Annotated in this window: 19 protein-coding genes; 8 read left to right on the top strand and 11 right to left on the bottom strand. The window is 62.7% G+C overall.

Annotation, left to right across the window (positions count from 1 at the left end; genetic code table 11):
- The first annotated feature begins 207 nt into the window (after window positions 1-207).
- From ATY78_RS18450 to pepT, 7 genes are all read left to right on the top strand, one after another.
- Window positions 208-930: a FadR/GntR family transcriptional regulator gene (locus tag ATY78_RS18450; RefSeq protein ID WP_088683743.1), complete on the top strand. Its 723-nt coding sequence runs from the start codon at window positions 208-210 to the stop codon at window positions 928-930.
- Window positions 927-2,099, top strand: a complete 1,173-nt coding sequence (locus ATY78_RS18445) for a PLP-dependent transferase (protein WP_088683742.1) — start codon at window positions 927-929, stop codon at window positions 2,097-2,099. Before ATY78_RS18450 ends, ATY78_RS18445 begins: the two co-directional genes overlap by 4 nt.
- Before the next feature lie 33 nt (window positions 2,100-2,132).
- Window positions 2,133-3,392 carry a sugar ABC transporter substrate-binding protein gene (locus tag ATY78_RS18440; protein ID WP_088683741.1) on the top strand — a complete coding sequence of 420 codons (1,260 nt, stop codon included), beginning with the start codon at window positions 2,133-2,135 and terminating at the stop codon, window positions 3,390-3,392.
- A 192-nt stretch (window positions 3,393-3,584) separates the two neighbouring features.
- Window positions 3,585-4,520 (top strand): sugar ABC transporter permease, encoded by a 936-nt coding sequence (locus ATY78_RS18435; protein ID WP_088683740.1) that lies wholly within the window; start codon window positions 3,585-3,587, stop codon window positions 4,518-4,520.
- A 4-nt stretch (window positions 4,521-4,524) separates the two neighbouring features.
- Window positions 4,525-5,355: a carbohydrate ABC transporter permease gene (locus tag ATY78_RS18430; RefSeq protein ID WP_088683739.1), complete on the top strand. Its 831-nt coding sequence runs from the start codon at window positions 4,525-4,527 to the stop codon at window positions 5,353-5,355.
- A gap of 4 nt (window positions 5,356-5,359) precedes the next feature.
- Complete coding sequence (gene ugpC, locus ATY78_RS18425) at window positions 5,360-6,418, top strand: sn-glycerol-3-phosphate ABC transporter ATP-binding protein UgpC (protein ID WP_088683738.1); 1,059 nt, start codon at window positions 5,360-5,362, stop codon at window positions 6,416-6,418.
- Window positions 6,419-6,512: 94 nt separating this feature from the next.
- A complete protein-coding gene (pepT, locus tag ATY78_RS18420) occupies window positions 6,513-7,745 on the top strand; it encodes a peptidase T (protein WP_088683795.1) in 1,233 nt (410 codons plus the stop codon).
- Window positions 7,746-7,777: 32 nt separating this feature from the next.
- On the opposite strand, the gene ATY78_RS18415 is transcribed toward pepT, so the two are convergent.
- The 5 genes from ATY78_RS18415 to ATY78_RS18395 all read right to left on the bottom strand — a co-directional run bounded on the left by ATY78_RS18415 (window position 7,778) and on the right by ATY78_RS18395 (window position 12,622).
- Entirely contained in the window at window positions 7,778-8,656 is an 879-nt protein-coding gene (locus tag ATY78_RS18415) for a cell wall hydrolase (protein ID WP_088683737.1), read from the bottom strand.
- A gap of 161 nt (window positions 8,657-8,817) precedes the next feature.
- Window positions 8,818-9,858: a sulfate/molybdate ABC transporter ATP-binding protein gene (locus ATY78_RS18410; protein WP_088683736.1), complete on the bottom strand. Its 1,041-nt coding sequence runs from the start codon at window positions 9,856-9,858 to the stop codon at window positions 8,818-8,820.
- Window positions 9,859-9,868: 10 nt separating this feature from the next.
- Entirely contained in the window at window positions 9,869-10,741 is an 873-nt protein-coding gene (cysW, locus tag ATY78_RS18405; RefSeq protein ID WP_088683735.1) for a sulfate ABC transporter permease subunit CysW, read from the bottom strand.
- On the bottom strand, window positions 10,731-11,588 hold the full coding sequence (cysT, locus tag ATY78_RS18400) for a sulfate ABC transporter permease subunit CysT (RefSeq protein WP_088683734.1): 858 nt from the start codon (window positions 11,586-11,588) through the stop codon (window positions 10,731-10,733). The genes cysW and cysT overlap by 11 nt, the downstream gene beginning before the upstream one ends.
- Before the next feature lie 8 nt (window positions 11,589-11,596).
- A complete protein-coding gene (locus ATY78_RS18395) occupies window positions 11,597-12,622 on the bottom strand; it encodes a sulfate ABC transporter substrate-binding protein (protein WP_088683733.1) in 1,026 nt (341 codons plus the stop codon).
- A gap of 362 nt (window positions 12,623-12,984) precedes the next feature.
- Here ATY78_RS18395 and ATY78_RS18390 point away from each other — a divergent pair, with 362 nt between their 5' ends.
- Window positions 12,985-14,001 carry a porin gene (locus ATY78_RS18390; protein ID WP_088683732.1) on the top strand — a complete coding sequence of 339 codons (1,017 nt, stop codon included), beginning with the start codon at window positions 12,985-12,987 and terminating at the stop codon, window positions 13,999-14,001.
- Window positions 14,002-14,045: 44 nt separating this feature from the next.
- Here ATY78_RS18390 and ATY78_RS18385 read toward each other — a convergent pair whose 3' ends face one another.
- From ATY78_RS18385 to kdpA, 6 genes are all read right to left on the bottom strand, one after another.
- Window positions 14,046-14,501 (bottom strand): PTS sugar transporter subunit IIA, encoded by a 456-nt coding sequence (locus tag ATY78_RS18385; RefSeq protein ID WP_088683731.1) that lies wholly within the window; start codon window positions 14,499-14,501, stop codon window positions 14,046-14,048.
- A 70-nt stretch (window positions 14,502-14,571) separates the two neighbouring features.
- Window positions 14,572-15,264: a response regulator transcription factor gene (locus ATY78_RS18380; RefSeq protein ID WP_088683730.1), complete on the bottom strand. Its 693-nt coding sequence runs from the start codon at window positions 15,262-15,264 to the stop codon at window positions 14,572-14,574.
- The gene (locus ATY78_RS18375) at window positions 15,261-17,969 is read right to left on the bottom strand and encodes a sensor histidine kinase KdpD (RefSeq protein WP_088683729.1); all 2,709 of its coding nucleotides are present in this window, start codon (window positions 17,967-17,969) and stop codon (window positions 15,261-15,263) included. Before ATY78_RS18375 ends, ATY78_RS18380 begins: the two co-directional genes overlap by 4 nt.
- 177 nt (window positions 17,970-18,146) lie before the next feature.
- Window positions 18,147-18,716: a potassium-transporting ATPase subunit KdpC gene (gene kdpC, locus ATY78_RS18370; protein ID WP_088683728.1), complete on the bottom strand. Its 570-nt coding sequence runs from the start codon at window positions 18,714-18,716 to the stop codon at window positions 18,147-18,149.
- Window positions 18,717-18,735: 19 nt separating this feature from the next.
- Complete coding sequence (gene kdpB / locus ATY78_RS18365) at window positions 18,736-20,796, bottom strand: potassium-transporting ATPase subunit KdpB (protein ID WP_088683727.1); 2,061 nt, start codon at window positions 20,794-20,796, stop codon at window positions 18,736-18,738.
- Between the two features lie 65 nt (window positions 20,797-20,861).
- Complete coding sequence (gene kdpA, locus ATY78_RS18360; protein WP_088683726.1) at window positions 20,862-22,565, bottom strand: potassium-transporting ATPase subunit KdpA; 1,704 nt, start codon at window positions 22,563-22,565, stop codon at window positions 20,862-20,864.
- Between the last annotated feature and the right edge of the window lie 56 nt (window positions 22,566-22,621).

The following is a 22,621-nucleotide window of genomic DNA, read 5'->3' as shown; positions in this document are numbered from 1 at the left end:
TGGAGGCTTGCGTCGTCGCAAGCGTTTCTCAGGGCGGACCGTTGGCTGCGGCGTTTCGAGGAACTGCCGCGGCATAGCCTTGTACCATCTCCGCTAATCAATTTTCGCTCCTGTCGCCAAGACGGCTTGACGATTTACCATCTTTGCGAAATGCTAAGATGTCAGACCAATTTCAAGCCCGACTGCCTGATAAGAAAATGGGGAACCATGAAGGCAAATCGTAGCGACAGGCCGGTGATCCGGCCGCTTCCCGTCATGGACCGGGCGCGTCAGGTGACCGATGCGCTGGCGGATTATGTCGAGCAGGCGAGGTTGCAGGCGGGGGAGCGTTTGCCGGCGGAGCGCGAGCTGATGGCGGCCCTTGCCGTCGGGCGTTCGACCATTCGCGAAGCGATCCGACATTTTCAGGCGCTCGGCGTCATCGAGACGCGCAAGGGCAGCGGCACCTATCTGCTGAAGCCGGTTTCCCGGGCGACGATCCATATGCCGCTGTCGTTCGACGCGGTGCATCTGCGCGACGCGCTGCTGCAGACGTTGGAGGTTCGCCGCGGCATCGAATGCGAGGCCGGCATGGTCGCGGCCCGGCGGCGCACCGAGAAGGATCTGGTCGTCATCGAGGAAAAGCTTGATGAAATGGAGCGGGTGCATTTGGAAAAAGGCACCTCGGGGCCGGAGGACCTCGCCTTCCATCTCGCCGTCTACGACGCCACGCATAACCCGCTATTTCGCCAGCTTCTCGAACAGATGCGCGAGACCTTCGAGCGCTTTTGGGAGCACCCGTTCGACCGGCAGGATTTTGCCCGGCGGTCCTTTCCCTTTCACCGCACCCTTTTCAACGCGATCGCTGCCCGGGACCCGGAGGCGGCGCGCGCGGAAACATTGAAAATTCTCGACATCGTCGAAGAAGACATCAAGGAAATGTCCAAATGAGCAACGGCGCAGAACCGTTCGATCTTGCTTCCCTCATCACGGCCCACGACGAAGGCAATTTCGCCGAAGCCGTCGTGCCGCCGATCTTCCAGACCTCGCTTTTCACCTTTTCCGATTATGACGAGATGATTGCCGCCTATCGCGGCGAGAAGGTGCGCCCGATCTATACGCGCGGGCTGAACCCGACGGTGCGCGCTTTCGAGGAAATGCTGGCAAAGCTCGAAGGTGCTGAGGATGCGCTCGGCTTTGCGAGCGGCATGGCGGCGATCTCTTCGGCCGTGCTGAGCTTCGTCGAGCCGGGCGACCGCATCGTCGCCGTCAAGCACGTCTATCCCGATGCCTTCCGCCTGTTCGGCACCATCCTGAAGCGGATGAAGATCGAAGTGACCTATGTCGACGGTCGCGACGAGGAGGCGGTCGCCAGGGCGCTGCCCGGCGCCAAGGTCCTGTACCTGGAAAGCCCGACGAGCTGGGTGATGGAAGCCCATGACGTCGGCGCGCTTGCGGCACTCGCCAGGCATCACGGCGCCGTCTCGATGATCGACAACAGCTGGGCGAGCCCGTTCTTCCAGCGGCCGCTGACGCTCGGCGTCGATCTCGTCATCCATTCCGCCTCGAAATATCTCGGTGGCCACAGCGATGTGGTGGCGGGCGTCGTTGCCGGCTCGAAGGAGATGATCGCGCGCATCAAGGCCGAGGCCTATCCCTATCTCGGCGGCAAGCTTTCGCCGTTCGACGCCTGGCTGCTGATCCGCGGCCTGCGCACGCTGCCGCTGCGCATGAAGGCGCATGAGGCCTCCGCGCTTGAAATCGCCAGGCGCCTGCAGCGGCTCGATATGGTGGAGACCGTCTGCCATCCAGGCCTCGCTAACCGCCTACCCGCCGGGCTCAACGGCACTTCGGGGCTGTTCTCGTTCATCTTCCGCGAGGGTGTCGATATCCGCGCCTTCGCCGACCATCTCAAGCTTTTCAAACTGGGTGTAAGCTGGGGTGGGCATGAAAGCCTGATCGTACCGGGCGAGGTGGTGCTTCAGCAGAAGGCGCAGCCGAATTCCGCGCATGCCTTTGGCATTCATGCGCGATCCGTACGCCTCCATGTCGGCCTCGAAGGAACCGAGGCGCTGTGGAGGGACATCGAGGAGGCGCTCGCCGCCGCCTCACGATCCTGAAACCCGAGAGAAACCAAAAAGGGGGAACTGAGCATGAAAAAACTAATAATCTCGACGCTCTTTGCTTCAATGATGGCAGGTACGGCCTTTGCCGATACGACATTGAAGCTTGTCGAAGTTATCACCAGCCCGGAGCGCACGGAAACGCTGAAGTCGATCGTCGGCAAGTTCGAGGCCGCCAATCCCGGCACCAAGGTCGAAATCATTTCACTGCCCTGGAACGAAGCCTTCCAGAAGTTCGCGACCATGGTATCGGCCGGCGACGTGCCCGATGTGATGGAGATGCCCGATACCTGGCTGTCGCTCTATGCCAATAACGGCATGCTCGAAAGCCTGGAGCCCTATCTCGAAAAATGGGAACACACCAAGGAGCTGACGCCGCGCGCGCTCGAACTCGGCCGCGACGTCAAGGACACCGCCTATATGCTGCCTTACGGCTTCTATTTGAGGGCGATGTTCTACAACAAGAAGCTGCTTGCCGAGGCCGGCGTCGCCGAACCGCCGAAGACGCTGGAGGAATTCACGGCCGCTTCGGAGAAGGTCTCCAAGCTGCCGGGTAAATACGGCTACTGCATGCGCGGCGGACCGGGCGGGCTGAACGGCTGGATGATCTTTGCCGCCTCCATGGCAGGCGACAACACGTACTTCAAGGAAGACGGCACCTCGACCATGAACAGCGAAGGCTGGGCAAAGGGCATCGAATGGATGGTCGATCTCTACAAGAAGGGCTATGCGCCGAAAGACAGCGTCAACTGGGGGTTCAACGAAGTCGTCGCCGGCTTCTATTCCGGCACCTGCGCTTTCCTCGACCAGGACCCGGATGCGCTGATCGCCATCGCCGAGCGTATGAAGAAGGAGGATTTCGGTGTCGCGCCGCTGCCGAAGGGGCCTGACGGCAAGTCCTTCCCGACCATCGGCTATGGCGGCTGGTCGATGTTCACGACGAGCGAGAACAAGGATCTCTCCTGGAAGCTGATCGCCACGCTCGAAGGGCCGGAAGGCAATATCGAGTGGAACAAGCGCATCGGCGCGCTGCCGGCCTATACCGCGGCCGAGAAGGATCCCTTCTATGCCGGTGACCAGTTCAAGGGCTGGTTCGAGGAACTGGCCGACCCGAACACGGTGCCGACGGTCATGCCGACCTATCTCGAGGAATTCGCCTTCTTCAAGGATTCGCTGGCGATCAAGACCTCGCAGCAGGCCCTGCTCGGCGATATCTCCGCGAAGGATCTGGCCGACCAGTGGGCGGAATATCTGACCAAGGCGCAGCAGAAGTTTCTGAGCAAGAAGTAGAGATAGAGGAGCTTTGAGATTGAAGCCCCCTCATCCGCCTGCCGGCACCTTCTCCCCGCTGGGGAGAAGGGAAAATGCCGCAACGCCTCCGTTCCCTTCTCCCCAGCGGGGAGAAGGTGGCCCGTAGGGTCGGATGAGGGGGCCGCACGCGCATTCGAAGCTTGATCTACACATTATGGAAACCGCAATCCGATGACCATTTCCGCCGATACGCTCGACATGCGTCGCGACCGCAGGCCGTGGCTGCGTCGCCTGGCCGATGCTTCGGAGCCCTATCTCTACAGTGCGCCGTCGCTGATCCTGATCATCGCGGTGATGCTGGTGCCGCTGACATTGGGCGTTTCCTACGCCTTCCGCGACATCCAGCTGCTCAATCCGTTCTCCGGCGGCTTCATCGGGCTCGATCATTTCCGCGAGCTTGCGAGTGACGCGGCCTTCTACGGTGCGCTGAGGAACACGCTCTGGTGGACGGGCGCCTCCGTCGTGCTGCAATTCGTCTTCGGGCTCATTCTGGCGCTGCTGCTCGACAAGCCGTTCCCGGGCCGGGCGATCGCGCAGGCGCTGGTCTTCCTGCCCTGGGCCGTGCCATCCTTCCTCGCCGGCCTCAACTGGGCCTGGCTGTTCAATCCTGTCATCGGACCGATCCCGCATTGGCTCTTCGCGCTCGGGCTGATGCATGAGCCGGGCAATATTCTTTCCGATCCCAATTATGCGATGTGGGGACCGATCATCGCCAATGTCTGGTGGGGCATTCCGTTCTTCGCCATCACGCTGCTTGCCGCCCTGCAGGCGATCCCGCGCGATCTCTACGAGGCCGCCTCGATCGACGGCGCCGGCTGGTTCCAGCGTTTCCGCTCGATCACCCTGCCGTTCCTCGCGCCGACGATCGCCATCACCGTGCTTTTGCGCACCGTCTGGATTTCCAATTTCGCTGATCTCATCGTCGTCATGACCAATGGTGGGCCGGCGGACCGGACGCAGATCGTCGCGAGCTACATCTTCACGACGGCCTTCAAGCGACTCGATTTCGGTTATGCCTCGGCCATCGCGTTGGTGCTGCTGGCGCTGCTGCTCGCCTATTCGATGCTGATCATCCTGCTGCGGCAGACGCTGCTGAACAAGGATTGAGACCATGAGACGATCCGTCCTTCCCACGATCGCGCACCGCCTGGCGATCCTCTGCTATATCGCTTTCGCGCTCTTCCCGCTGTTCTGGCTGCTCAAGGTCTCGGTGACGCCGAACGACCTGCTCTATACCGAGGGCGTGCGCATGTGGCCGTCGCGCACGAGCTGGGATCATTATGCCTTCGTGCTGCAGCACAGCGCCTTTCCCACCTTCTTCAAGAACAGCCTGATCGTCTCGGCCTCGACGGCGGTGACGGTGACGATCTGCGCCTCGCTCTCCGGCTATGCGCTGTCGCGCTTCAATTTCCGGGCGAAATACTGGATCGTCGCGCTGATGCTGCTGACCCAGATGTTTCCGCTCGTCATGCTGGTCGCGCCGATCTTCAAGATCCTGTCGCCCTTGCATCTGACGGACAGCCTGACCGGGCTCGTCATCGTCTACACCGCCTTCAACGTGCCCTTCGCCACCTTCCTGATGCAGTCCTTCTTCGACGGCATTCCTAAGGATCTCGAAGAGGCGGCGATGATCGACGGGGCGACGCAGTTCACGGCGTTTCGCCAGATCATCCTGCCGCTGACGCTGCCGGGGATTGCCGCGACGCTCGGCTTCGTCTTCACCGCCGCCTGGAGCGAGCTGCTCTTTGCGCTGATGCTGATCAACGGCAATGACGCGGCGACCTTCCCGGTCGGGCTTCTCACCTTCGTTTCGAAATTCTCGGTGGATTTCGGGCAGATGATGGCGGCGGGCGTCATGGCGCTCATTCCGGCCGGCCTCTTCTTCCTGCTCATCCAGCGTTATCTCGTCCAGGGCCTGACGGCCGGCGCGGTCAAGGGTTAAACACATGGCATCGATCGATATCCAGAATATCCGCAAAGCCTATGGCCACGTGCAGGTGCTGCACGACGTCGATTTGAAGATCCGGGACGGCGAATTCGTCGTGCTCGTCGGCCCCTCCGGCTGCGGCAAGTCCACGCTCCTGCGCATGATCGCCGGATTGGAGGACGTCACCGGCGGCGAGATCCGCATTGCGGGCGCCAGAGTGAACGAGCTGCACCCTAGGGATCGCGACATTGCCATGGTGTTCCAGTCCTATGCGCTCTATCCGCATATGAACGTCGCCGGCAATATGAGCTACAGCCTGAAGCTCCGGAAGACGGCGAAGGAGAAGATCGCCGGCGCGGTGGCGGCGGCCGCCGCCAAACTCGGCCTCGATCCGTTGCTCGAACGGCGGCCGAAGGCACTTTCCGGCGGCCAGCGCCAGCGTGTCGCCATGGGCCGCGCCATCGTGCGCCAGCCGAAGGCCTTCCTCTTCGACGAGCCGTTGTCCAACCTCGACGCGCGCTTGCGCGAACAGATGCGCGCCGAGATCAAGAAGCTGCACGGCGACCTGAAGGCGACCTCGATCTACGTGACCCATGACCAGATCGAGGCGATGACGCTGGCCGACCGGATCGTCGCCATGCATGGCGGCGTGGTGCAGCAGGTCGGCAGTCCGCTGGAACTCTACGATCGCCCCGCCAATCTCTTCGTCGCCGGCTTCATCGGCTCGCCGGGCATGAATTTCCTCGACGCGACTTATGACGCCGGCGGAGTGCGGCTGAAGGAAGGAACGATCGGGCCGCTGGCAAGGCCGCTTGCTCTTTCCGACGGGGCGAAGGTGACGCTCGGCATCCGGCCCGAGCATGTGCTGATGACGAATGACGGGGCGGGTCTTGCCACGGATGTGGAACTCATCGAACCCACGGGCTTCGGCATCATCCTGCACCTTGCCCTGCATGGCCTGCCTTTCAAGATCTTCACGCTGAACCGCGAGGCGCTGAAGGCCGGTCCGAAGGTCAATGTGGCTTTCCCGCCGCAATATCTGCATGTGTTCGATGCCGAGGGAAAACGCGTCGACTGAGCGGTGAAACCTCACGCTTGGCGCGCGGAAAAGTCTTTTGCCGTATCGCCCGCGAGGGCTATATCGTCAGATGACCTTGCTGGATTGGATTGACATGACCGACACTGTTCTCGACCGCTTTCTCCGCTATGTCGTGATCGACACGCAATCCGATCCATCCTCGTCGGCGCAGCCGACGACCGAAAAGCAGAAGGATCTCGGCCGGGTGCTGGTCGAGGAGTTGCTGAAGATCGGCCTTTCCGACGCGCATCTCGATGAGCATGGCTATGTCTATGCGACCATCCCGGCCAATAGCGATAAGCCGGTTCCGGTCATCTGTTTCTGCTCGCATATGGATACGGCGCCGGATTTCAGCGGCACCGATGTCAAGCCGCAGATCGTCAGCAATTATGCGGGTGGGGATATCCAGCTTGTCGGCGACACCAGCCGGGTAATTCGTGTTTCCGAACATCCCGAGCTGAAAAACCAGATCGGCAACGATATCGTCACCACCGACGGAACGACATTGCTCGGCGCCGACGACAAGGCCGGACTGGCGGAAATCATGACGGCGGCCGCGATCCTCGTCGGCAATCCCTCCATCCGGCACGGGACGGTCAAGATCCTGTTCACGCCTGACGAGGAAGTCGGGCGCGGCGTCAACAAGGTCGATCTGAAGAAGCTCGGCGCCGACTTCGCCTATACGATGGACGGCGAAACGGCAGGCCATATCGAGGACGAGACCTTCTCGGCGGACGGCGTCGAAATCAGCATATCCGGCGTGGCGATTCATCCGGGCTTTGCCAAGGACCGCATGGAAAACGCCATCAAGATCGCAGGCGCCATCATCGACCGCTTGCCGAGGGATATCGCGCCCGAGACCACGGAAGGCAAACAGGGCTTCATCCATCCGGTCGGCGTGGCCGGCTCGATGGAGAAAGCGTCCTTGAGCCTGATCATCCGTGATTTCACGGAAAAGGGGCTCACTGAAAAGGAAGCCATGCTCGAAGCGATCGTCAAGGAAGTGATGTCAGCCTATCCCGGCTCGACCTATCAGTTCCAGGTGAAGGAGCAGTATCGCAACATGAAGGTGGTGCTCGACCGTCACCCGGAGATCGTCGACAACGCCATCGAAGCCGTGCGGCGGGCCGGCATGACGCCGGTGCGCGGCAGCATTCGCGGCGGCACTGATGGCTCGCGCCTCTCCTTCATGGGCCTGCCGTGCCCGAACATCTTCGCCGGCGGCCACGCTTTCCACTCGCCGCTGGAATGGGTCAGCCGCCAGGATATGGAAAAGGCAGTTCAGACGATCGTGGAACTCGCAAGGGTCTGGGAAGAGCGCGCTTAAATCGCGCTCCTTTCACTCAAACTGAAACGGCGTTAGCCGCCGTTCCCCGGGATAGCCCCGCGCAGCATCACGCTGTCATAGGCGGGGCGTGGCGTGGGGATCGCGATCGGCATGCCGGGTTCGGGCTCGATCGAGGTTTCCGGCGCGGTCACTGGCGCCGTGATCGGCATCGGCATGGGATTGGCGACGGGCGCAACATGCGCCGTGGGCATCGTATTCACCGTGGACACCGTGCTCGCCGTCGCCATGACATCAGGCGCCGGGAGGGGAACGGGAACCGCCGAGGGGATCAGTGCCTCGAATTGCGGGGGCAGCATGGTTTCGCCCGGCACATAATTCATCGCCACCTCATAGGAGGGCAGCGGAGGCGGGGTTTGAAGCATGCCGTTGGGATCGCGCTTCTCGTAAAAGGCGTTGCCGCCGGCGACCGTGACATAATGCATGTTGTTGTAAGGGAATTTCAGTCCTTCGGTGTGGAAGAACATCGCATCCTTCACGGCAGGATGGCGTGCGCCTTTCAAGAGGATCGCATCGGCCGCCGTGGTCAGCTGTGTTTCGGCTTGCGGCTTGACTTCGCGCGTCATCACGCCGGGCGCAAACTGCCGTTCCTGGGCGACGACGCCGCAGATCGACGGAGGATAGGCGCCTGAGGTCAGCCGGTTCATGACGACGGTTCCGACGGCCATGTAGCCGTCCTCGTCGGAATGCTGCGATTCGAAATACATCGCGCGCTTCAGGCAGTCGCGATCCTTGGCCGTATAATTGAACGTGACTTTCGCGGGTTGAACCTGCGTCGTCTTGGTCTTCGCCGCCGTTGCCGCCGGCTTCTGTGTTGTGGTGCAGCTTGCGGCTGCCAGTCCTACGAACAAAATCCCGATCAGGGATTTTCCAAAGGAAATCTCCGCCCTCAACGCCAGGTGCCTCCTATCGGATTAGTCCAGCCCTTTATGATTAACGTGAAAATCTTTTACTCGTCATATGATACAAATACAAACAACTTGTGATCACAAAAAGCCTGAAGGACTCTCGCCGAATACGATTCCGGCGACAATCCCCTGTTTCCCACTCCTGATCAGCCGCGAAACAGCTTCCAGCGGGTTGGTTTGAACGCCACCCGGTTGCGGTCGAGCCGATCGGCCTCGCTCGGCGGCAGCTCGATTTCGATATGCGGGCGGTCATTGCCGATATCGAGTTCGATATGGCGGGTGCCCGCCACGCGGCGGCTGGAAACCGGATGGCCGGCAATACAGTTCTCAGCTGATTCGCAAAGCCTGACGTCATGCGGGCGGAAATAGAGCTGAGCTGCGCCATCCGGCTCGCCGGCGGCATTCAGACCGAGCGAGCGGCCGTCGAAGCGGATGTCGCCATCCGATATCTCGACCTGCAGGCAATTGGACTGGCCGATAAAGCCAAAGACGAAGGGAGAATTCGGGTTGTCGTAGACCTCGTCAGGCGTGCCGACCTGTTCGATCGCGCCCTGGCTCATGACGACGACGCGGTCGGCTAGCTCCAGCGCCTCATCCTGGTCGTGGGTGACGAAGACGGTTGTATGACCGGTGCGGTCGTGGATCTCGCGCAGCCATTTGCGCAGGTCCTTGCGCACCTGGGCATCGAGCGCGCCGAAGGGTTCGTCGAGCAGCAGCACATTCGGCTCGACCGCCATGGCGCGGGCGAGCGCCACGCGCTGGCGCTGGCCGCCGGAAAGCTGCGCGGGATAACGCTTCTCCAGGCCGGAAAGCTGCACGAGCTCGAGCAGTTCCAGCGCCCGCCGGCGAATGTCGGCCTTGGGAGGCCGCCGCGCGCCCTTTCTGACCTTCAGGCCGAAGGAGACGTTGTCGAGCACCGTCATATAACGGAAGAGGGCATAATGCTGGAAGACGAAACCGATGTTGCGCTGCTGCACTGTCTTCTTGGAGGCATCCTCGTCGCCGAAGAAGATCTGTCCCTCCGTCGGGCTTTCCAGGCCGGCGATCAGACGCAGCAATGTCGTCTTGCCGGAGCCCGAAGGGCCGAGCAGTGCGATCAGCTCGCCGGAGCGGATGCTGAGCGAGACCTCATGCAGCGCCGGAAAACGATCGAATTCCTTGCGGATGTTTTGAACGCGTACTTCCATTCCAAATCCTTCAGTGCCGCCGGCTGGCGGAGATTTCCGCGCTGTAGCGCATTTCCAGCAGCGTCTTCAAAACAAGAGTCACCAGCGCGAGCAAGGCCAAAAGCGTGGCGACGGCAAAAGCGCCGGTGAAATTATACTCGTTGTAGAGAATTTCGACCTGCAGCGGCATGGTATTCGTCTGGCCGCGGATGTGGCCGGAGACGACCGACACGGCGCCGAATTCGCCCATGGCGCGGGCGTTGCAGAGCAGCACGCCATAGAGCAGGCCCCATTTGATGTTCGGCAGCGTCACGTACCAGAAGGTCTGCCAGCCGCTGGCGCCGAGCGAAAGGGCTGCCTCCTCGTCCGCCGTTCCCTGTTCCTGCATCAGCGGGATCAGTTCGCGGGCGACGAAGGGGAAGGTGACGAACATGGTTGCGAGCACCAGCCCCGGTACGGCGAACAGGATCTTGATGTCGTTGGCGCTGAGCCAGTGACCGAGCCATGTATTGGCGCCGAACAGAAGCACGAAGACCAGGCCCGATATGACAGGCGAAACCGAGAAGGGCAGGTCGATCAGCGTCGTCAGAAACGCTTTGCCCTTGAACTCGAATTTGGCGATCGCCCAGGCGGCGGCGACCCCGAAGACGAGATTGAGCGGCACGCTGATGCCGGCGACGATCAGTGTCAGACGGATCGCCGAGAAGGTTTCCACATCGCCGAGCGCCTCGATGAAGGGGCCGGCGCCCTTGCGGAAGGCCTCGACGAAAACGGCGGTCAGCGGCAGCAGCAGGATCAGCAGCAGGAAGACGAGCGAGAGGATGATCAGGCTGTAGCGCGCGATCCGGTTTTCGGTGGTCACCGAACGCAGCTTGACTGGTTGAGCGGTCGTATCAAGCGCCATAGCCGTACCTCCGCCTGCTCCAGCTCTGGATGAGATTGATGACGAGCAGCATCGCAAACGAGATGATCAGCATGATCGCCGCGATGCCCGTCGCTGCCGCGTAGTTATACTCTTCGAGTTTGATGACGATCAGCAGCGGTGCGATCTCCGATTTGAACGGCAGGTTGCCGGCAATGAAGATGACCGAGCCGTATTCGCCGACGCCGCGGGCAAAGGCGAGCGCGAAGCCGGTGAGCACGGCCGGCGCCAGCCCCGGCAGCAGCACGCGGAAAATCGTCTGGAAGCGGTTGGCGCCGAGCGTTGCCGCGGCCTCTTCCACTTCCTTGTCGATTTCCTCCATCACGGGCTGCACGGTGCGCACCACGAAGGGCAGGCCGACGAAGATCAGCGCCACGACGATGCCGGCCGGCGTGAAGGCGATCTTGATGCCGAGCGGCGTCAGGAACTGGCCGATCCAGCCGTTCGGCGCGTAGAGCGTCGTCAGCGCGATGCCGGCGACGGCGGTCGGCAGCGCGAAGGGCAGGTCGACCATGGCATCGATGACGCGCTTGCCGGGGAAACGGTAACGCACCAGCACCCAGGCGAGGATGATGCCGAAGACGACATTGACGATCGCGGCGATGAAGGCGCTGCCGAAGCTGATGCGCAGCGCGTTCAACGTGCGCGGATCGACCGCGATCGACCAGAATTTCTCCCAGCCGAGCGCGCTCGACCGGACGGCAAGGCCCGAGAGCGGGATGAGGATCAGAAGGGTGAGCCAGGTCAAGGTAAGGCCGAGCGCCATTCCGAAACCCGGAATGACGCTCGGCCGCTTGAACCGCCACCGCATGGGGCTATGTGCTTTCATGAAGTCTATTATTGTGCCGGCTTGTAGATTTGGTCAAATACTCCGCCGTCGCCGAAGAATTTCGGCTGGGCTTCCTTCCAGCCGCCGAAGTCGTCGATGGTGGCGAGCGTCAGCTTCGGAAAGCGGGCGATATCGGCCGGATCGGCAGCTTCCGGCTTGATCGGCCGGTAATAGTGCTTGGCGGCGATCTTCTGGCCTTCGTCCGAATAGAGATAGTTGAGATAGGCTTCGGCGACCTTGCGCGTGCCCTTCTTGTCGACGTTGCCGTCGACCACGGCGACCGGCGGGTCGGCACGGATGGAGAAGCTCGGCGTCACGATCTCGAACTGGTCGGGACCGAGTTCCTCTAGCGAAAGATAGGCTTCGTTTTCCCAGGCGAGCAGCACGTCGCCGAGGCCGCGCTGGACGAAGGTGGTCGTGGCGCCGCGCGCGCCGGTGTCGAGAACGGGAACGTGCTGGAGCAGCTTGGCGACATAGTCCTGCGCCTTTGCGTCGTCACCGCCATTCGCCTGCTTGGCCCATGCCCAGGCGGCCAGGAAGTTCCAGCGGGCGCCGCCCGATGTCTTCGGGTTCGGGGTGATGACCTGCACGTCGTCCTTGATCAGGTCGCCCCAATCCTTGATGCCCTTCGGGTTGCCCTTGCGGACCAGGAAGACGATCGTCGAGGTGTAGGGCGTCGAATTGTTCGGGAGCTTGCTCTTCCAGTCGGCCGGGATCTTGCCGGTCGCCTTGGCGATGGCGTCGATGTCGCCTTCGAGTGCAAGTGTGACGACATCAGCGTCGAGGCCGTCGATGACGGAGCGCGCCTGGGCGCCGGAACCGCCATGCGAGGCCTGGATCGTGACGGCTTCGCCATTGTCCTTCTGCCACTTGGCAGCAAAAGCAGCATTGAAATCCTTGTACAATTCGCGGGTCGGATCATAGGAAACGTTGAGCAGCGTCTGATCCGCGAACGCAGGAGCAATGCTCCCGATCGCGAAGCTGCCTGCTATGACCGCGGCCGCGAGGAACCGGGTGAGCCTTTGTGTCTGCATGGGAACCCTCCTGTTTTCTGTCTTAACTCTATCAAGTCAGTCGTATAATGAAACGAAGGTTCTTCCGGTTCCGGCCGGGTGGTTAGAATGTCATTCCATTTAGAAGGCTATTTCGGAATGAGCTTGCCGGAGTTGGCCGCGGCCAATTGTTGCCTCTCGCCCGTCCGCGCCAGCCCCGTGTTTTTTCGGCCACAGTTCCTCCACGAAAAGGACATGGTGGCGCTGATTTTTGCCCGGATTTTGCCGCGATGTCACTTGCGCATTCCTATATGGCGCCGGTGCGGCCGTCATTAGCCGGTCGCTACGCGGGGGCATCCTTGAAATGCGCCTCGCATTCCAAACCTGTCAAAGGCCATTGAAAAATGAATATCAAGACTATCCTTTTTGCTTCCGTTGCCGCCCTTGCCGCGGCATCCGGAGCCCGCGCTGCCGACGCCATCGTGGCGGCGGAACCCGAGCCCGTGGAATATGTTCGCGTTTGCGACGCCTACGGGACCGGCTATTTTTATATTCCGGGAACGGAAACATGCCTTTCGATCGGCGGTTACATCCGCACCGAAGTGCGCTTCGGTGACAATATCGCTGGCGATTCCGACGTAAACTTCTGGACTCGCGGTCAGGTCACCTTCCAGGCCAAGAACGACACCGAGTACGGCACGCTCACCGGCGTCATCACGCTGCGTTACAATGCCGACAGCGCCTCCGACCAGGAAGCGCTGCTTGACGAAGGCTACATCGACATCGCCGGGTTCCGCGTCGGTAAGCTGTACAGCTGGTGGGACGACGACATGAGCGGCGAGACCGATACGCTCGCCAGCAACGAGACGACCCACAACTCGATCCGTTATCAGTACGAGAATGGTGCCTTCGCGGCCGGCCTCTCGATCGACGAGCTGGAAGACGACTACGCCACCAAGCCGGGCGAAGGCCCGAATAACTTCGGTGTCGCAGGCCAGGTCTCCTACAAGGCCGGCGCCATTAGCGCTTACCTGCTTGCCGGTTATGACACCGACACCAGCGAAGTCGCCGTCCGCGGTATCGTCTATGCCGACATCGGTCCGGGCACGCTCGGCATCGCCGGCGTATGGGCAAGCGGCGCCAACTACTACTACGAAGAGTCCGAATGGACGATCGCAGCGGAATACGCCCTGAAGATCAACGAAAAGTGGTCGGTCACCCCCGGCTTCCAGTACTTCGAAAACATCGCGCTCGAGGCTGACGGTAACGGCTTCACCGGTGGCAGCGCCTATACGACGGGTGTGACGATCGACTACCGCATCGTCGATGACCTCAGGACCAAGCTCAGCGTGCAGTATCACGATGAGGACGAAGGCGACGACGAAGTCTTCGGCTTCCTGCGCTTCCAGCGCGATTTCTAAGATCGTTGCAGACGAGTGGGCGCGGCCTTCGGGCCGCGCCTTTTTCATACCCGTGAATCGGCGATGAAATCGGAATAGAATTCGTCGACCGTCCTTGCCTTGCGCATGGCGGCAAGCACGCCGTCCGATTGCAGCCGCCGCGCGATGGCGGACAGCACGTTCAGATATTCGCCGCGGTTGTTCTCCCCGAAGAGCAGCACGAAGGCGATGTCGGTCGGGATATCGTCGATCGCCTCGAAATCCAGCGGCTGGGTGAAGCGGATGAGAAGACCGCGCGGGCTGGTCATGCCCTCGATTGCCGCATGCGGGATGGCGATGCCGTTGCCGATACCGGTGGAGCCGAGCTTCTCTCGCGCTTCGAGCGCCTTCAGGATGATCTGTCCGTCGACGGAGAAAGCCTTGGCGGCCTTGTCTGCTATGGTTTGCAGCGCGCGCCATTTCGTCGGCGCCGACACGCCGATGAAAGTGTGCTCCGGCCGGATGATATTGGGAAGGTTCATGTCATTCTCGATGCTGTTGGGCTCGATGCTGTTCGGGCTCGATACTGTACGGGCAGCGGGAGGGAAGGGATCAATCCGGTTCCCTGAGCCGGTAGCCGACGCCGGTCTCGGTGGTGATATAGTGCGGCTGGTCCGGAATCTGCTCGACCTTTTGCCGCAGTTGCCTGATGTAGACGCGCAAATACTGCACGTCGGCCGCCGGTCCCCATATCTGCTTGAGAAGAAACTGGTGCGTCAACACCTTGCCGGCATGCTGGGCGAGCACGCGCAGGATGTCGTATTCCTTCGGCGACAGTTTTATTTCCTTGCCGTCGATCCTGACGATGCGCTTGACGAGATCGATCGACAGCCCGCCGGTCTGAAACACCGCCTTTTCCCCTTGCTGCTGCAGGCGATGGCGCAGCGCCACGCGGATGCGGGCGCCGAGTTCGTTGATGCCGAAGGGCTTGGTGACGTAGTCGTCGGCGCCGCTCTCCAGCGCCTTGACGATACCGGCCTCGTCGGTGCGGCTGGAGAGGATGACGACGGGCATGGAGAGCCCCTCGTCGCGCCATTCCTGCAGCAGGTCATGGCCCGGCTTGTCGGGCAGGCCGAGGTCGAGCACGACGAGGTCGGGCATGTCGTCGGCGACCGACTGGCGGGCGCCGGCGGCGTTCGGCGCTTCCTGCACCTCGTAGCCTTGCGCGGTCAGGCCGACGCGAAGCAGCTTGCGGATCGGAGGTTCGTCGTCGACGACGAGGATTTTGACGGCTGAACCGGTCATTTGAGTTCATCCAGTATTGGAATGTCGGTGGGTTTCGGCAGGCGGATGGTGAAGACGGCGCCCGGGCGGCCCGTCCGGTTGCCGGCGGCGATCGTGCCGCCCATCGCCTCGATGAAGCCGCGGCAGATGGAAAGGCCGAGACCGGTGCCGGCGCGCACCTGATCGCCCTTGCGCACGCGGTAGAAAGTGTCGAAGACACGGGTGAGATCGGCCGGCGGGATGCCGGGGCCCTCGTCCGAGATCTGCACGACGACCTGGTCGGCATCGGCCCAGCCGCCGATCTGGATCACCGATCCCTCGGGCGCGTATTTCGCGGCATTGTCGAGCAGGTTGAAGATCACCTGCTCGAACAGGACGGGATCGACGCGGACCATCGGCAGGTCGGCGGGGATATTCATCTGCGTCTTGTGACGCTCGAGGATCTTGGCGGCGCGGGCCAGCGCACTGCCGACGATATCGCCGGCATAGTGCAGCGCTGAGTTCGGCTCCATCGCGCCGGATTCGATCTTGGTCATGTCGAGCAGGTTGGCGATGAAGCGGTTCAGCCGCTCCGATTCGTCGACGACCGTGGAGAGTAGGTCGGCGCGATCTTCCTCGGGCATGGAGACGAAATAGTCGCGCAGCGTGCCGGCGGCACCGAGGATGGCGGCAAGCGGCGTCTTCAGGTCATGCGAGATCGAGGTGAGCAGGGCCGAGCGCAGCCGGTCGGCTTCCGCCGCAAGCCTGGCCCGATCGACATCGGCGACGAGCTGGACGCGTTCGATGGCAAGGGCCGCCTGGTCGGCCAGCGCGTCGAGCAGGCGCTGCTGTTCAGGCGTCAGCAACGGCCCGTCGCGTCGGTCGCTGTCGAGGCCGATGACGCCGACGGCGGTGCGCCCGGTTCTAAGCGGTACATAGAGCCGCTTGGCGCCGGGCAAGGTGTCGGCGCCGCTTCCGGCGGCGTGATTGTGCTCCCAGGCCCAGCGCGCGGCGGCGATATCGGCATCGTCGAGCGTATCGTCGGGCGGATAGCCCGCCTTGACGGCGATGCTGCCTTCCTCCGGCAGCAGCAGCACGACGCGGACCTTCAGCATCGAGGCAAGCTGGAAGGCGGTCGCCCAGAGCACGTCGTCGAGCGTGCCGGTGCCGGCGAGCTTCTTCGAGAAGAGATAGAGATCCTCGGTCGTGCGCGCCCGCTGGCGGGCTGCTGCGGCCTGGCGCTGTACCGTGGCGGTCAGGTTGCTGGCGATGATGGCGACGCCGAGGAAGAAAAAGAGGGCGAGCACGCTTTCCGGATCGCTGATCGTCAGCGTGTAGCGCGGCGGCAGGAAGAAGAAGTTGAAGGACAGCGCGCTGAGGATGCAGCTGAAGAGCGCCGGTCTCAGGCCATGGATGACGGCGGAGGTCAGCACCGCCATCAGGAAGACGAGCGCGAGGTTGCGCACGTCGAGCACCTGGTCGAGCACGACGCTGACGCCGAGCGCGACGGCGACATAGGCGGTCGCCAGCAGATAGGCCCAGAAATCTATCTGCGGCGCGATGGCGGCGGCTCTGACGCCGCGCGCGGTGGTCCCGTCCTTTTCGTTGCCCGATATGACGTGGACGCTGATCTCGCCGGTCTTGCGGATCAGTTCGTCGGTGATCGAGCGGCTCCACCAGTCGCGCCATGTCGGCTTCTTCGGGGCGCCGATGACGATATGGGTGACGTTGTTGGCGGCGGCGTGGCGGACGAGTTCCTCGGCGACTTCGCGGCCCGGAATGGTGATCGCCTCGCCGCCGAGCTGTTCGGCAAGCCGCAGCGTCGCGGCGACACTGTCGCGCTCCGTTTCCGTCAGATTGATCGAGCGATTGGTCTCGATATAGACGGCGGCCCAGGGCGCGCGCAGCCGCGACGCCATGCGGGAGGCGTAGCGCACCAGCGAAGCGGAACGCGGGTGATGGTCGACCGAGACGAGCACCCTCTCGCCCGCCGCCCAAGGGCCCGAGATAGCATGGGCCTGCATATGGGTGAGCAACTGGTCGTCGACGCGCTGGGCGGTTTTGCGCAGCGCCAGTTCTCTCAGCGCCGTCAGGTTGCCGGGCGTGAAATAGTTGGTCAGCGCCCGCTCGGCGGTGCGGGGCATATAGACCTTGCCGTCATGCAGACGCTTGATGAGATCGTCCGGCGTCAGGTCGATGATCTCGACATCGTCGGCAAGGTCGATGATCGAGTCCGGCACCGTCTCGCGCACGCGGATGCGGGTGATCTGCGAGACGACGTCGTTGAGGCTCTCGACATGCTGGATATTCAGCGTCGTATAGACGTCGATGCCGCGATCGAGCAGCTCCTTGACGTCGAGATAGCGCTTGGGGTGGCGGCTGCCTTCGGCATTGGTATGAGCGAGTTCGTCGACCAGCACGAGATCGGGCCGGCGGGCGAGGATGCCGTCGAGATCCATTTCCTCGAGCGTCTGGCCGCGATAGGCGACCTTCACGCGCGGAATGATCTCGAAGCCGGCCAGCAGCGCCTCGGTCTCCTTGCGGCCGTGGGTCTCGACGACGCCGATGACGACATCGAGACCGTCGGCGATCTTGGCGCGGCCGGAGATCAGCATCTCGTAGGTCTTGCCGACGCCGGGGGCGGCGCCGAGGAAGATCTTCAGACGGCCGCGTGTTTCCGCCCGGGCTTTTTCAAGAAGCGCATCGGGCGAGGGCCTGCCGGCCTGGTCGCGATTGTCGTCTGGCATACGTGTGGTCTTTCCTATCGGGGAGGCTTGCTCCCCTTCCCTCATCCCTGTGCTCGTCACAGGGATCCAGCAGCGCCGCGTCTGCGGCGCGGAAGACTCTTTTCACGCGAAGGACTTCGCGTGGCTGGATTCCTGTGACGAGCACAGGAATGAGGGAGAGGTTGTAGCCCGCAACCTTCACTCAGTCATAGAAGCATCAAGGCTCTGGTTCAACGCCAGAACATTGACGGTGGGTTCGCCCAATATGCCGAGTTCGCGATCGTGCACGGCGCCGTCGACCAGCATCTTGACCTTGGCCTCGTCGATGTTGCGCGCCTTGGCGACGCGGGCCACCTGGAAGTAGGCGGCCTCGGGCGAAATATGCGGATCGAGGCCGCTGCCGGAAGCGGTGACGAGGTCGGGCGGAACCTCGGCATTCGGGTTCGTGGCTTTGGCGGCCTCATAGTCGCCCTTGACGCGGTCGATCAGCTTCTGGCTGGTCGGGCCGAGGTTCGAGCCGCTGGAGGCGGCGGCATTGTAGCCGTCGCCGGCGGCCGACGGCCGGCCGTGGAAATATTTGTCGCTGGTGAAGGCCTGGCCGATCAGCGTCGAGCCGATCACCTGGCCGTTCTTCTCGATCAGGCTGCCGTTCGCCTGAGCGGGGAAGAGCGCTTGGGCCGCGCCCGTCATGGCGAGGGGATAGAGCAGGCCTGTTATGGCGGTGGTGGCAACGATCATGACGACCGCGGGACGAAATTCTCTAAACATTGTTCTGCTCCTTGCGTATTCAGGCGAGGCCGAGCGCCGCGACGGCCATGTCGATCGCCTTGATGCCGATAAAGGGGACGATGATGCCGCCGAGGCCGTAGATCAGCAGGTTGCGCGACAGAAGCGCGCCGGCGCCGATCGGACGGTAGCGGACACCCTTCAGCGACAGCGGGATCAGCGCGATGATGATCAAAGCGTTGAAGATGATCGCCGAGAGGATGGCGCTCTGCGGCGTCGAAAGCCCCATGATGTTGAGCACGCCGAGCTGCGGGTAGAAGGTCAGGAACATCGCCGGGATGATGGCGAAATATTTGGCGATGTCGTTGGCGATCGAGAAAGTCGTCAGCGCGCCGCGCGTCATCAGGAGCTGCTTGCCGATCTCGACGATCTCGATGAGCTTTGTCGGGTCCGAGTCGAGGTCGACCATGTTGCCGGCCTCGCGGGCGGCGACCGTGCCGGTGTTCATGGCGACGCCGACATCGGCCTGGGCGAGTGCGGGCGCGTCGTTGGTGCCGTCGCCGCACATGGCGACAAGCTTGCCCTTGGACTGTTCCTCGCGCATCAGCGCCAGCTTCATCTCCGGCGTCGCCTGGGCGAGGAAATCGTCGACGCCGGCTTCTGCGGCGATGGCCGCGGCCGTCAGCGGATTGTCGCCCGTGATCATCACGGTGCGGATGCCCATGCGGCGTAGTTCGGTGAAGCGTTCGCGGATGCCGCCCTTGACGATGTCCTTCAGCTGGATGATGCCGAGCAGCCTGCCGTCGCGGGCGACGGCGAGCGGCGTGCCGCCCAATTTGGCGACCTCGTCAGATATCGACTGTAACTCGCGCACGACCTCGCCGCCGTTCTTCGAAGGCGCGTCGCCGTTGACGTGAGCCAGTACCGCGTCGACTGCCCCCTTGCGGATCGAGGCGCCTTCGAGATCGACGCCGCTCATGCGGCTCTGGGCCGTGAAGGGCACGAAGGTGGCCTTGAGGCTTGCCATGTCGCGGCCGCGGATCGCGTATTTCTCCTTGGCGAGCACGACGATGGAGCGGCCTTCCGGCGTTTCGTCGGCAAGCGAGGCGAGCTGGGCGGCATCGGCGAGATCCTGTTCGGAAATGCCGCGAACCGGGCGGAAGGCCGTCGCCTGGCGATTGCCGAGGGTGATCGTGCCCGTCTTATCGAGCAGCAGCGTGTCGACATCGCCGGCGGCTTCCACGGCGCGGCCGGACATGGCGAGCACGTTGAAGCGGACGAGGCGATCCATGCCGGCGATGCCGATCGCCGACAGGAGCGCGCCGATCGTCGTCGGGATCAGGGTGACGAACAGGGCGACGAGCACGATGATCGGGATCGAGCCGCCGGCATAGATGGCAAAGCTCGGGATCGTCGCCGTCGCAAGCACGAAGATCAGCGTCATGCCGGCAAGCAGAATGTTGAGCGCGATCTCGTTCGGCGTCTTCTGGCGTTCCGCGCCTTCGACAAGCGAGATCATCCGGTCGAGAAAGGTGGAGCCGGCCGCGGCGGTGATGCGCACGCGGATCCAGTCTGAGAGCACCTGCGTGCCGCCCGTCACCGCCGAGCGATCGCCGCCGGATTCACGAATGACGGGGGCGGATTCGCCCGTGATCGCCGCTTCGTTGACGGAGGCCACACCTTCGATGACTTCGCCGTCCGAGGGGATGATATCGCCAGCCTCGACGAGCACGATGTCGCCGACCTTGAGGCAGGTGCCCGGCACCATGCGGTAATCGCTGCCATTGTTGGCGGTCAGCAGCTTCGCCTGCGTTTCGGTGCGCGCCTTGCGCAGCGAATCCGCCTGTGCCTTGCCGCGCCCTTCGGCGACGGCTTCGGCGAAATTGGCGAAAAGCACGGTGAACCAGAGCCAGAGATTGATCTGGAAGGAGAAGCCGAGATTGCCGTTGCCGGCGACGAGGTCGCGCAGGAAGAGCACGGTGGTCAGCACCGAGACTGTGGCGACCACGAACATGACCGGGTTTCTGGCAAGCGCGCGCGGGTCGAGCTTCTTGAAAGCGGCGCTCACGGCCGGAATGAGGATGCGAGAATCCATGATGCTCGCGGATTTTGCCTGGCTCATAAGAGACTCCAGCTTTGAAACGAGGATGGTGATGGAAACCTATGACGGAGCGTCACGGCATCACCTCAGAAGGTCTGGCCGGCGATCATGACCAGATGCTCGACGACGGGGCCGAGGGCCAGCGCCGGGAAGAAGGTCAGGCCGCCGACGATCAGGATCGTGCCGACGAGCAGGCCGACGAAGAGCGGGCCGTCCGTCGGGAAGGTGCCTGCCGAAGCCGGAACCGCCTTCTTGGCGATCAGCGAGCCGGCGATGGCAAGGGCCGGGATGATGACCAGGAAACGGCCGGCGAGCATGCCGATACCGAGTGTCACGTTGTACCAGGGCGTATTGCCCGTCAGGCCGCCGAAAGCCGAGCCGTTATTGGCCGCAGCCGAGGTATAGGCATAGAGGATCTCGGAGAAGCCGTGCGGGCCGGCGGTGCCGATCGAGGCGACGGCGCTCGGCAAAACCGTGGCGATCGCGGTGAAAACGAGCATGGCGAGCGGCAGGCAGAGGATGGCGAGAACGGCCATTTTCATCTCCTTCGCCTCGATCTTCTTGCCGAGATATTCCGGCGTACGGCCGACCATCAGCCCGGCGACGAAGACGGCGACGATGATGAAGAGCAGGATGCCGTAGAAACCCGCGCCGACACCGCCGACGATGATTTCGCCGAGCTGCATGTTGATGAGCGGGATCAGGCCGCCGAGAGCGGTGAACGAACCGTGCATGGCGTTGACCGCGCCGCAGGAAGCCGCCGTGGTGATGACCGCAAAGAGCGAGGACAGGGCGACGCCGAAACGGACTTCCTTGCCTTCCATGTTGCCGCCAGCCAAGCCGAAGGCATGTATCAGCGGGTTGCCGGCCGCTTCGGCCCAATAGGTGACGATGACGCCTGCGATGAAGAGAATGCCCATCGTAGCGAGGATCGCCCAGCCCTGTCGCTGATTGCCGACCATGCGGCCGAAGACGTTGGTCAGAGCCGCGCCGATCGCGAAGATCGAGACCATCTGGATGAGATTGGAGATCGCATCGGGGTTTTCGAAAGGATGGGCGGAGTTGGCGTTGAAGAAGCCGCCGCCGTTTGTGCCGAGCATCTTGATGGCAAGCTGCGAGGCGACGGGGCCGACCGCGATCGTCTGCTGCGCGCCTTCGAGCGTCGTCGCATTGACATAGGGTCCGAGCGTCTGCGGCACGCCGAGATAGACATAGACGAGTGTCAGCGCCACGCAGATCGGCAGCAGCACGTAAAAGGTCGCCCTCGTCATATCGACCCAGAAATTGCCGATGGCCTTGCCCGAAGAGCGCGCGAAGGCGCGGATGAAGGCGAGCGCGATGGCAATGCCTGTTGCAGCCGAGACGAAGTTCTGGACGGTGAAGCCCGCCATCTGGGTCAGATAGGACATCGTGCTTTCGCCGCCGTAGTTCTGCCAGTTGGTGTTGCTGACGAAGCTGACGGCGGTGTTGAACGAAAGCTCGGGCGGGACGGCCGCCATCCCGGCCGGATTATAGGGAAGGCCCGCCTGGAGGCGCTGCAGCGCGTAAAGCACGATGACGCCGAGCAGGTTGAAGGCCAGCATGGCGAAAGCATAGGAGGTCCAATGCTGCTCCTCCCGTTCGCCGGTGCCGGCAAGACGGTAAAGTCCCCGTTCGATCGGAACGAGAACTGGTGAGAGAAGAGTGCGCTCGCCGCTGAAGACGCGCGTCATATAGGCGCCGAGCGGTTTGACGAGCACGAGGACGATCCCGCAGAAAAGCAGGATCTGAAGCCATCCGTTGAGGGTCATGGAGTTAAACTTTCAATACCCGGTTGGTTCCCGGTCGCGCATGCGCGACCTCGGAA

The organism is Rhizobium sp. R635, assembly GCF_002211285.1.
In the GTDB taxonomy this organism is placed as follows: Bacteria; Pseudomonadota; Alphaproteobacteria; order Rhizobiales; family Rhizobiaceae; genus Rhizobium.
The sequence above is the reverse complement of the archived record's forward strand: the minus strand, read 5'-3'. Positions and strand labels throughout refer to the sequence as shown.